Consider the following 9518-nt stretch of genomic DNA (forward strand, 5'->3'; position numbering starts at 1 on the left):
CATATCATGCGCCGCTTACCGGCATTACCGCCCATACGGGTGCGAGGTTTGCTTGACCGTCGATATAAGCCCGCTTAGCATCCCGCAGGATGAGGAATATAAGCCCGAAGCTTGTCGATAGCCGGTGGGTCGCGTGCTGAGCATGCGCGGCATCGGCAAGAGCTTCCTGGGCGTGCGGGTGCTGTCCGGAGTGGACCTGGACGTGACGGCCGGCGAGGTCCACGCCGTCGTCGGCGAGAACGGCGCCGGCAAGTCCACCCTGATGAAGATCATCTGCGGGATTCACCCGCCGGACGAGGGCACGATCGAGATCGACGGTCGCCCCGTCTCCTTCGGCCATCCGCTCCAGGCGCAGCGCTCCGGCATCGCGATCATCCACCAGGAGTTCAACCTGCTGCCCGAGCGCACCGTCGCCGAGAACGTCTTCCTCGGGCGTGAGCCCGTCAGGCGCGGCCTGGTCGACCGGACCGCCATGGAGACGGCGACCGCGCGGCTCCTCGACGAGCTGGGTGAGGACCCCTTCGGCCCCCGCGACGCGGTCAAGCGCCTGTCGGTGGCACAGCAGCAGATCGTCGAGATCGTCAAGGCGTTGTCGGTGAAGGCCCGGCTCCTCGTCATGGACGAGCCCAGCGCGGCGCTCGCCGAGCACGAGGTCGAGCTGCTCTACCGGCTGATCGGGCGGCTGAGGGAACGCGGCGTCGCCGTCGTGTACATCTCCCACCGATTACGCGAGGTGTTCGATCTCGCCGACCGGATCACCGTGCTCAAGGACGGCTCGCGCGTCACCACCTGCCCGATCGGCGAGGTGACCCCTGACGAGCTGATCCGCCTGATGGTGGGGCGCGACCTCGGCACCTACGTCCCGCCTCGCTCGGCGGGAGCCGGCGAGGTGCGGCTCAGCCTGCGCGGAGCGGGCAACCTCAAGCTCCGCGACATCGATCTGGAACTGCGTGCCGGGGAGATCGTCGGCATCGCGGGCCTGCAGGGATCCGGCAGATCGGAACTCGCCAAAGCGATCTTCGGCGCGGAGCCGTTCACCACCGGCGAGATGACCCCGTCGCGCCCGCGCTCGGTCCGGGAAGGCGTGGCCATGGGCATCGGGCTGGTGACCGAGGACCGCAAGGCCGAAGGGCTCGCATTGCGCCAGTCCGTGCGCGACAACGCCCTGCTCGTCGCCCGCGCGGTCGGCTCCGGGCACCGCAACGGCCTGCGCGACCTGCTCCAACGGGTACGCCTCTCGCCTTCGCGCCAGGAGCAGGAGGTCCGCTACCTGTCCGGAGGCAACCAGCAGAAGGTCGTGCTCGCCAAATGGATGACGATGGCGCCGCGGGTGCTGCTCTTCGACGAACCGACCCGGGGCGTCGACGTCGGGGCCAAGGCCGCGATCCACGACCTGATGCGCGAACTGGCGAATGACGGCATGGCCATCATGATGATCTCTTCCGAGCTGCCCGAGCTGATCGTCATGAGCGATCGCGTCGTCGTCCTGCGCGACGGCCGCATCGCGGGCACGTTGCCGGCCGGGGCCTCCGAGGAGGCCATCATGCGCCTGGCCGCCGGAGAGGTGGCCTGAATGAACCTGCTCGTGCGCGGCCGCCGTCCCGCCCGCCGCGGCGAGGCGCACGGCGGCCTGGCGGCGCGGTTGCGCGAACCCACGCAGGTGGTGTTCCTCGCGCTGCTCGGCCTGGTCGCGGTCGGCTGGGCCCTCGTCGCGCTCGATGGCGACCAGTTCCTCACCATGGAGAGCGTCGTCGGGATCCAGCAGCGTTCGGCGGCCCTCGGCATCGTGGCGATCGGGCAGACGCTGGCGATCCTCGCCGGGTCGCTCGACCTGTCCGTGGCGTACCTGATCAGCCTGGCCTCGCTTGTCGCGGCGGAGATCATGGCGGGCCAGGACGGGAACGTCGTGCCCGCGGTCGCCGCGGTGCTGGCCATCAGCGCGCTGGTGGGGCTGGTGAACGGGCTGGTCATCACCGGGCTCCAGGTTCACGCCTTCATCGCCACGCTCGGCGTCTCCCTGATCATCAAGGGCATCGTGGACCACCTGTACGACGGCCCGGCGGGCAAGGTGCCCGAGTCGTTCCAGCTCCTCGGCTACTCCCGCATCGGGCCGATCCCCGTCTCCGCCATGCTCTGGGCCGGTGTGGCCGTCGTGGCCTGGTTCCTGCTGAGCAGGACCCGGCTGGGATACCGGATCTACGCGGTGGGCGGGGACGAGGAGGTCGCCCGGCTGTCGGGGATCCGTACGGGCCGTGTCATCGTGATCGTCCACGTGCTCTGCTCGGTCTGCGCCGGCATCGCGGGCCTGCTGCTGGCCGGCAGGCTCGGGGCGGGGGCGCCCACAGTCGGCACGGACGGGGGCTACGACCTGGAGTCCATCGCCGCGGTCGTGCTCGGCGGGACCGCGCTGGCCGGAGGCAAGGGCGGGGTCGCGGGAACCGTGGGCGGGGTCCTGTTGCTGGCCGTCCTGGACACCATCTTCAACCAGCTCGAGATCAACTCCTTCGGCAAGGACGTGGTCCGCGGCGTGGTCATCGTCATCGCGGTGGCCGTCTACGCCCGGCGCGGGACAAGGCGGCCGGCATGAGGCGGGCACTTCCCATCCTCGCGGTCCTCATGGTGCTGCTGGCCGCGATCGCGGTCGTCAACCCCTTCTTCCTGGAGCCCGCCGGGTTCCTGGCGTTCCTCAAACGGGCCGCGCCGCTGGTGATCCTCGCCGCGGGACAGTATTTCGTCATCGTCTCCGGCGAGTTCGACCTGTCGGTCGGCTCACTGGTGACGGCCGAAGTGGTGATCGCCGCGCGGCTCATCGACGGCGACGAGTCCGCCACCGCGCCGGTCCTCGCCCTGCTGATCGTCGTCGGGCTCCTCGTCGGACTGGTCAACGGCGTGGTCACCACCAAGCTGCGAGTGCCGTCGTTCATCGTGACGCTCGGCATGCTGCTCGTCCTCAGCGGGGCGGTCTTCCTCTGGACCGGCGGCGCGCCGCGTGGCGCGCTGTCGCAGGGCTTCCGGATGTTCGGCCGCGGCGGCCTCGGGCTACTGCCGTGGTCGGTGCTGATCCTGCTGGCCGTGGGCGCGGTGGCGATCTGGCTCATGCGTGCCGATTTCGGCAAGACCCTCATCGCCACCGGCGACAACGTGCGTGCCGCGGCACTGTCCGGGGTCCGGGTCGACCGGGCCAAGATCTTCGCCTTCATGTTCTCCGGTCTGGCCGCGGCCGTCGCCGCGATCCTGCTCGGCGGCTTCGCCGGCGTCTCGGCCCAGGCGGGCCAGGGACTGGAGTTCTCGGCCATCACCGCCGTCGTGCTCGGCGGCGTGGTGCTCGGCGGCGGCCGCGGCTCCGTGCTCGCCGCCATGGCCGGCGCCTTCACGCTGGAGGCGTTGTTCACCCTGCTCAACCTGTACGGAATCTCGGGGGCGCTGGAGTTCACCGTGCAGGGCGTCATCATCATCGCCGCGGTCGCGGCGGGAGCCATCCGACTTCCCCGGAAGTTCACCCCCCGAAGAGGAGACGCACATGCCGCGTCATAAGGCCGCGGTCGCCGCGGTCGCCGCGCTCGTCCTCGCCGGCTGCGCCACCGACAAGCCGGCGGCCACCACACATCCCGCGGCGCCGGCCGCGAGCGCTCAGGGTTCGGGCACGGGCGCGCAGTCGAAGTTCTTCGTACAGGCGGACTTCGACGCTCAGCTGGCGATGCGCTCCCAGACGCCGCAGGGTCCCACGGACAAGCCCTGGGAGCAGGTCATCGCCCCGAAGATGGTCGACACGGCGAAGTACAAGAAGGACGGGCCGTACCACCTGTGCTTCTCCAACGCCGCGGTCAACAACCCCTGGCGCCAGGTCGGCTGGAAGACGATGCGGGCGGAGGCCGGCCTGCACAAGGAGATCGAGAAGTTCACGGTCCTCGACGCCGAGGGCAAGGACGACAAGCAGATCTCCGACATCGCCGAGCTGCAGGCCAAGGACTGCGACGCGCTGATCGTCTCGCCGAACACCACGGCCACGCTCACCCCCGCCGTGACGGCCGCCTGCGGGAAGGTGCCCGTCATCGTGTTCGACCGGGGCGTGCAGACGGACTGCCCGGTGACGTTCATCAAGCCCATCGGCGGCTACGCCTTCGGCGCCGACGCCGCCGAATTCCTGGTCGAGAAGGTGCCGGCGGGTGGGAAGGTGCTGGCGCTGCGCATCCTGCCCGGCGTGGACGTGCTGGAGACCCGCTGGTCGGCGGCGAAGGTGGTCTTCGACAGGAGCCGGCTCCAGGTGGTGGGGGTGGAGTTCACCGACGGCGACGCCGCCAAGACCAAGAGCATCGTCAGTGACTACATCCAGCGGCACGGCAAGATCGACGGCGTCTGGATGGACTCGGGCGCCACGGCGGTGGCGGCGATCGAGGCGTTCGAGGACGCGGGCGTGCCGGTGCCGCCGATCAACGGCGAGGACCAGCAGGACTTCCTGCAGAAGTGGAAGGATGCCGGCCTCACCGCCGTGGCGCCCACGTACCCGACCTACCAGTGGCGCACCCCGCTCATCGCCGCGCTGAAGATCCTCAAGGGCGAGGAAGTGCCCAAGATGTGGAACCTGCCCCAGCCGGAGGTCACCAGCGAGAACCTGTCGACCTACCTCAAGCCCAACATGCCGCCGCTGCACTACGCGCTGTGCGGTTGCGAGGACCTGCCCGGGTTCCCGGAGGCCTGGGGCGGGAAGAAGAGCTGATCGGCTCCTTTCGCGAACCGACGACGAAGAGGGACGCCATGTTCTCCATCGGAGTGAACACCTGGGTCTGGGTCTCCCCGCTGACCGACGACGACCTGGCGCGGCTCGCGCCCCGCATCGCCGGGTGGGGCTTCGACGTCATCGAGTTGCCCGTCGAGCAACCCGGCGAGTGGAACCCGGACAAGGCCGCGGCGGTGCTGGCCGAGCACGGGCTGGCCGCGTCCGTGGTGCTCGTCATGCCGCCGGGGCGCGAGCTCGTGGCCGCCCCCTCGGAGACCGTCCGCGACACCCAGGACTATCTGCGGTACTGCGTCGACGTAGCGGTGACCGTCGGCTCTCCGGTGATCGGGGGGCCGGCGTACGCCTCGGTCGGCCGTACGTGGCGGCTGTCACCGGACGAGCGCCGGCAGGTCTACGCCGAGTTGCGTGAGCGGCTGCGGCCCGTCCTGGACCACGCGGCCGAGCGTGGGGTGAGGCTCGCGGTCGAGCCGCTCAACCGGTACGAGACCAGCCTCATCAACACCGTCGAGCAGGCCCTCGACGCGCTGCCCGAGGACTGCCACCTGGCGCTCGACACCTACCACATGAACATCGAGGAGAAAGACCCCGCCCAGGCGGTGCGGTCCGCGGCGGATCGGATCGCGCACGTGCAGGTGTGCGGCACCGATCGCGGCACGCCGGGCGCCGACCGCTTCGACTGGCCCGGCTTCACCGGGGCCCTGCGCGACGTCGGCTATCAAGGGCCGCTCGTCATCGAGTCGTTCACCGCGTACAACCAGACCATCGCCACCGCGGCCGCCATCTGGCGGCCCCTCGCGCGAAGCCAGGACGCGCTCGCCGTGGACGGCCTTGCCTACCTGCGCACCCTCTGATCAAGGCAGTGACTCATTAGGCGAGCCGGCGGCAGCCGGCCTTGAAAGTTTCATACTTATTGAATGGCCTTCCCTTGCCCTATTGGGTGTCGGTGGGACAGCACGGCATCGGCGATACCGCCTGCACCTGCAGATTCCCGATATAGGCAGTGAGGCCCTGGCCCAGTGGAAGCGGAAAGGTGGTCGTGGATTCGCCGGCCGGATAAGCATGCTTGACACGTACTTTGGCCCGATTTATTTTCGTTCCGAATCGATTCGACACCTTGTCGCATGGTCAGGCCCCGCCGCCCGGATCGATGGGTGGGCCGCTGCTGAAGACGATCGGCATCGGCCGAGACGACGCATGCCTTCCCACCCTTCAGCTCCGCCCGTTGCCGGTAACCCCCCAGGAGATCCTTCATGCGAAGATCACGCCTGCTTTCCGCCCTCGCCGCGGCCTTGTTAGGGCTGTGGCTGTCCGCGGTGCCGCTGGTGGCGCACGCGGCCGCTCCGCAGTTCAGGGTGCTGCTGTTCAGCAAGACCGCGAGCGGCGCCTACCGGCATGACTCCATCCCCGCCGGTGTCGCGATGTTCCAGCAGATGGCGGCCGACAACAACTTCCAGCTCGACCAGAGCGAGGACTCCGCCGTCTTCACGGCCGCGACCCTGAACACCTACGACGCTGTGATCATGTTGCAGACCAGCGGCATGGTGTGGGACAACGACGCCCAGCGCCAGGCCTTCCAGGCGTACGTGCGCGGCGGCCACGGCGTCGTCGCGATCCACAACGCCACCGATATGAACATCGAGGCGCAGTTTCCCTGGTGGGACCAGGTTGCCCTGGCCGGCGCGCACATGACCGCGCATTCGGCGATCCTGCAGGGCACCGCCAAGGTGGCCGACAAGGTGCACCCTTCCACGAAAGGGCTGCCGGATCGGTGGGTGCGCTCGGAGGAGTGGTACAACTTCGACAAGAACCTGCGGGGCTCGGTGCACGTGCTGGTGAGCGCGGACGAGACCACCTATGACGCGGGACCGAACAAGATGGGCGCCGATCACCCGATCTCCTGGTGCCACAACCCGGAGGGCGGCCGGGTGTGGGCCACCGCGATGGGCCACCAGGCGTCCTCCTATGCGGAGCCGCTGTTCAAGCAGCACCTGCTGGGCGGGGTGAAGTGGGCGGCGGGTGCGGCGCCGGGTGACTGCGGCGGCACCGTCGCGGCCCGGTTCCAGAAGGTGACCCTCGACGGCGCACCGGACCAGCCGATGGAGCTCGACGTGGCCGGCGACGGCAGGGTCTTCTACATGTCGCGCTCGGGCAAGGTGAATCTGATCCCCGCCAATGGCGGGGGCACGCGCGTCATCGCCACCCTGCCGGTGTACGACGGCGGCGAGGACGGTGGCGTCGGGCTGGCGCTGGATCCGGACTTCGCCACCAACGGCTGGATCTACGTCAACTATTCGCCGTCCAGTGGCGGTGAGGTGAACCGGGTGTCGAGGTTCACCTTCAACGGCACCAGCCTCGACCTGGCGAGTGAGAAGAAGATCATCGAGGTTCCGGCGTACCGGAACGTCGACGAGCCCGGCCACACCGGCGGCTACCTCGCGTTCGGGCCGGGCGGGAACCTGTACATCGGCCCGGGTGACGACACCAATCCCAACGGGTCCAGCGGCTACGCCCCGATCGACGAGCGGCCGGGCCGGGAGCATTACGACGCCCAGCGGTCCGCGGCCAACACCAACGACCTGCGCGGCAAGATCCTGCGCATCCACCCCGAGCCCGGCGGCACCTACACGATTCCGTCCGGCAACCTGTTCACCTCCGGCACCGCCAAGACGCGGCCGGAGATCTACGCGATGGGCTTCCGCAACCCGTTCCGCTTCTCGGTCGACAAGGTGACGGGCTGGATCTCGCTGGGTGACTACGGCCCCGACGCCGGTGCCGCGAACCCCAGTCGCGGTCCCGAGGGCACCGTCGAGTGGAACCTGATCAAGCAGCCGGGCTTCTACGGCTGGCCATACTGCGTCGGCAACAACATCCCGTTCAACGACTACAACTTCGCCACCAACACCTCCGGCGCGAAGTTCAACTGCTCGGCGCCCGTCAACGACTCGCCCAACAACACCGGGCTGACCAATCTGCCCGCGGCCAAGCCCGCGACCGTCTGGTACAACTACCACGCCTCGGCCGAGTTCCCCGAGATCGACTGCTGCGGCGGCGCCGCCCCGATGGGCGGCCCCTTCTACCGCTACGACCCGGCCGGTGGCTCTGACCGCAAGTTCCCCGAGTATTTCGACGGCACGCCGTTCCTCTATGAATGGAGCCGCAACGTCGTCAAGGAGTTCCGGCTGGACTCCTCGGGCAACCTCCTGAAGATCAACCCCTTTGTGGCACAGCTCGCCCCGCATGCGCCGATCGACATGAAGTTCGGTCCGGACGGCGCCCTGTACATGGCCGACTGGGGCAACGGATTCGGCCACACGAACACCGATGACAGCGTCTACCGGGTCGACTACGTCGCCGGAAACCGCGTACCCCTGGCCAAGGCGAGCGCCAACCCCGACTCGGGCGCGGCGCCGCTGACGGTGGCGTTCTCCTCGGCCGGCTCATCCGACCCCGACGGCGACGCGATCACCTACGCGTGGGACTTCGGCGACGGCGGGACCTCCACCAGCGCCAACCCGTCCCACACCTACAGCGCCAACGGGACCTACACCGTCAAGCTGACCGTACGGGACTCCGGCGGGAAGACGGGCAGCGTCACGTTACCCATCGTCGTCGGCAACAGCCGTCCCAAGGTCGTCTTCTCGGCTCCGCCCGACGGCGGGTTCATCGACTTCGGCGACAAGGTGACCTACACGGTGAACGTCACCGACCCCGAGGACGGAGCCGTCGACTGCACCAAGGTCAACGTGATCACGGCGCTCGGCCATGACCAGCACGCCCACGACACCGGCCAGTACACCGGTTGCTCCGGGACGGTCACGACCACCGCGTCCGGCCATGACGAGGCCGCCAACGTCTACTACGTCCTGTCCGCCGACTACACCGACAAGGGCGGTCTGAAGGGCAGCGCCGGCATCACCCTGCAGCCCAAGCACAAGCAGGCCGAGCACTTCACCGGCTCGTCCGGAATCCGGATCGTCGACGAGCCCGGAGCCGAAGGCGGCAGGCGCGTCGGCGACATCTCCACCAACGACTGGACGTCCTTCAGCCCGATCAACTTGTCCGGGATCGACACGGTGTCCTTCCGCGTCTCGGCGCCGTCCAACACCGGGGCGTCCATCGAACTGCACGCCGACTCGCCGACCGGGGCTCTCATCGCCTCCAGCCCCGTGCCGGCGACCGGGGGATGGAACACCTACGTGTCCCTGCCCGCGGTGCATGTCACCGATCCCGGTGGTACCCACAATGTCTACGTCGTGTTCAAGGCACCGTCCGCGAACGCGTTCGACGTGGACTCGTTCACCTTCAACGGCAGGGGCGTCGGGCAGGGCGACGGCTCGCCCCCGGGCAGCACCAGCGCGCTGCGGGGTCTGGGGTCGAACCGGTGCCTCAACGGAGCCTCGCCGACGAACGGCACACAGGTGCAGATCTGGGACTGCGACGGGCAGCCCAGCGAGCAGTGGACGTCGACCGCGGCGGGTGAGCTGCGGGTGTACGGCGGCAAGTGCCTGGACGTGAACGGGGCCGGGACGGCGGACGGCACCAGTGTGATCGTCTGGGACTGCAACGGGCAGAACAACCAGAAGTGGCGCCTCAACGCCGACGGCACTATTACCGCGGTCGGCGCGAACAAGTGTCTGGCCGTCAGTGGCGCCGGCACCGCCAACGGCACCAAGGTGCAGATCTGGGCGTGCAACGGCCAGAACAACCAGAAGTGGACCCGCGTCTGAACGCCATGTGACGTCCGGACCCTGGAGCGCCGCACGCCCTGCTCGCGCATGGC

Annotated in this window: 6 protein-coding genes; all 6 read left to right on the forward strand. The window is 68.9% G+C overall.

Translation table 11 applies throughout. The features are described 5' to 3' along the window. Window positions 1-142 precede the first annotated feature (142 nt). Window positions 143-1573: a sugar ABC transporter ATP-binding protein gene (locus AB0B61_RS56395; RefSeq protein WP_358450373.1), complete on the forward strand. Its 1431-nt coding sequence runs from the start codon at window positions 143-145 to the stop codon at window positions 1571-1573. Beyond that, complete coding sequence (locus AB0B61_RS56400) at window positions 1574-2587, forward strand: ABC transporter permease (RefSeq protein WP_358450363.1); 1014 nt, start codon at window positions 1574-1576, stop codon at window positions 2585-2587. Beyond that, window positions 2584-3534, forward strand: a complete 951-nt coding sequence (locus AB0B61_RS56405) for an ABC transporter permease (RefSeq protein ID WP_358450365.1) — start codon at window positions 2584-2586, stop codon at window positions 3532-3534. The genes AB0B61_RS56400 and AB0B61_RS56405 overlap by 4 nt, the downstream gene beginning before the upstream one ends. Beyond that, the gene (locus tag AB0B61_RS56410) at window positions 3521-4717 is read left to right on the forward strand and encodes an ABC transporter substrate-binding protein (RefSeq protein WP_358450367.1); all 1197 of its coding nucleotides are present in this window, start codon (window positions 3521-3523) and stop codon (window positions 4715-4717) included. Before AB0B61_RS56405 ends, AB0B61_RS56410 begins: the two co-directional genes overlap by 14 nt. A 38-nt stretch (window positions 4718-4755) precedes the next feature. Continuing rightward, the gene (locus tag AB0B61_RS56415; protein ID WP_358450369.1) at window positions 4756-5589 is read left to right on the forward strand and encodes a sugar phosphate isomerase/epimerase family protein; all 834 of its coding nucleotides are present in this window, start codon (window positions 4756-4758) and stop codon (window positions 5587-5589) included. Between the two features lie 399 nt (window positions 5590-5988). Beyond that, complete coding sequence (locus AB0B61_RS56420) at window positions 5989-9465, forward strand: ThuA domain-containing protein (protein WP_358450371.1); 3477 nt, start codon at window positions 5989-5991, stop codon at window positions 9463-9465. Window positions 9466-9518: the final 53 nt, after the last annotated feature.

It is taken from the genome of Nonomuraea sp. NPDC049158 (genome assembly GCF_040648335.1).
In the GTDB taxonomy this organism is placed as follows: domain Bacteria; phylum Actinomycetota; class Actinomycetes; order Streptosporangiales; family Streptosporangiaceae; genus Nonomuraea.